Here is a 1,842-nt window from a genome sequence, read left to right as displayed (position 1 = left end):
ACTTCAAGCCGAGAGTGCCGAGCGTTGATAAGTCCACTTTAGTAATTTGTTAGCCGGTGGCTTTGCCATTGATGACTGATTATTGGTACAAGGTTTTGTTATTAAAATCAATGCACGACATTTGTAGAACTTACTTAGGGCAAGGTTATGCATTTGACTCGGCCAAACAAAGCGCCCTAAATGGAGCATTAACATCATGCGATCCAGTAGCGCCAAAAAACGTTGCCAAGAAAACAATACGGCGAAAGTTACTGAACCAACTTTAACCTTAAAACCTTTCAAAGCATTAAACGACTAACGCTTTAATAAGTGGCTGTTACCACTGATTTTACCGAGCCTATCAAACTTCAAGCCGAAAATGCCCAGCGTTGATAAGTCCACTTAATTAACTTGTTAGTCGGTGGCTTTGCCATTGAATGCTGATTATTAGTACGAGGTTTTGTTATTAAAAACAATGCACGACTTTTGTAGAACTTACTTAGGGCAAGGATATGCATTTGACTCGGCCAAACAAAACGCCCTAAATTGAACATCAACATCATGCGATCCAGTAGCGCCAAAAAACGTTGCCAGTTAAACAATGCGGCGAAGATTACTGAAGCAACTTTAGCCTTAAAACCTTTCAAAGCATTAAACGACTAACGCCCTGTTAAGGTGTGAGCAACGCAATACCGATGCTACCGCATACCACCTTAAACACTAAACGCAACGCATAGTGAAAATGCCACGCGTTGCGAATCACTCTTAAACAGTTTGTTAGGCTTGGGGTTGAGATTCCTCATTTCCATTCGTAAAAAAGAACTGAAATATCACAACACCCAATAGCAATATCAATACTATAGGAGCCGCATACCATACAATGTAGGCTGTACCTTTGTTCCAACTTATTATGCCTTGTTCTGATATTTCAATATCTTTCCAGATTAGCCTTCCGGATTCAGAATCACGTACCTGATAACGAGCTTTGAGGATATCGCTAATAGCTGATTTATCTGAAGGGAGTGGCTTATCGGAAATAATTAATAATTCAACTGCACCTCCAGACTTAATTGTGCCTGACCATTGCTTTAATTTAGTATTCGCTGCACCTTCAGATATAGCTGACAATAGATGGTTACTAGGGAGGTTGCTAATGACAACTTCATCTATAGCGATATCGTCTTCATTGTTATAGATCTGCATGTAAAATGAACTTAATCCATTTACACTTCGTTTCTCTATTGAGTAAGACAGACTTGCCATATCAGCAGTCATAAAACCTGCAAACCAATAAGATATAACTAAAACGATACCTGGAATAAAACCCCATGCAAACTTGCCTAAGTAGTCTTTTAAACCCATTAAAAGCCTCCTTTTGCCGCCAAAACTGCCTCAATAGATACTCCGTTTGTCATTAAACACAGCAACCCAGCATACATAGGAAGCACCAAAGCCATTACTCGCTTTTTGTATGAAGAACTCGAATTATGTACCATTAGGTTTTCTAATCTTCGCGAGTAAAACAGCATTGACAGGTGAAAGCAAAATAGTACTATCGTTACAGATAGCAAATTTACACCTCCATCAAACATACCTAGTGTTTCCTGTTCAAAGATCTGTGGAATCATTACCGAAAAGTCTAATGCTAACGTAGCGACCACAGCATCCCTTAAAGGAAACTTTATTACTTTATCTTCATTTTTCTTTTTATCGGCATATGCCAACATCAATAGCAGATAAGCAATCATTGCCGGAATACCGACGAAATAAATCATTGTTTCTGTAACCAATTAATCCTCCTATTTATAATTAGAGCCTAACGCTTTACTAAGTGGCTGTAACCATTAACTTTACCGAGCATAC

The 1,842-nt window shown here is 38.8% G+C and carries 2 protein-coding genes; both read right to left on the bottom strand.

Going from position 1 to position 1,842, the window contains the following annotated elements:
• Positions 1 to 756: 756 nt before the first annotated feature.
• Complete coding sequence (locus BCU12_RS09565; RefSeq protein ID WP_102404096.1) at positions 757 to 1,341, bottom strand: hypothetical protein; 585 nt, start codon at positions 1,339 to 1,341, stop codon at positions 757 to 759.
• The gene (locus BCU12_RS09560) at positions 1,341 to 1,769 is read right to left on the bottom strand and encodes a hypothetical protein (protein ID WP_133153848.1); all 429 of its coding nucleotides are present in this window, start codon (positions 1,767 to 1,769) and stop codon (positions 1,341 to 1,343) included. The genes BCU12_RS09565 and BCU12_RS09560 overlap by 1 nt, the downstream gene beginning before the upstream one ends.
• Between the last annotated feature and the right edge of the window lie 73 nt (positions 1,770 to 1,842).

The sequence above is a fragment of the Vibrio sp. 10N.261.55.A7 genome, from assembly GCF_002877365.1.
Taxonomy (GTDB): Bacteria; Pseudomonadota; Gammaproteobacteria; order Enterobacterales; family Vibrionaceae; genus Vibrio.
The sequence above is the reverse complement of the archived record's forward strand: the minus strand, read 5'-3'. Positions and strand labels throughout refer to the sequence as shown.

Coding starts and splice junctions, on each gene's coding strand:
- BCU12_RS09565 (WP_102404096.1), bottom strand. CDS start 1,341: ATGGGTTTAAAAGACTACTTAGGCAAGTTTGCATGGGGTTTTATTCCA.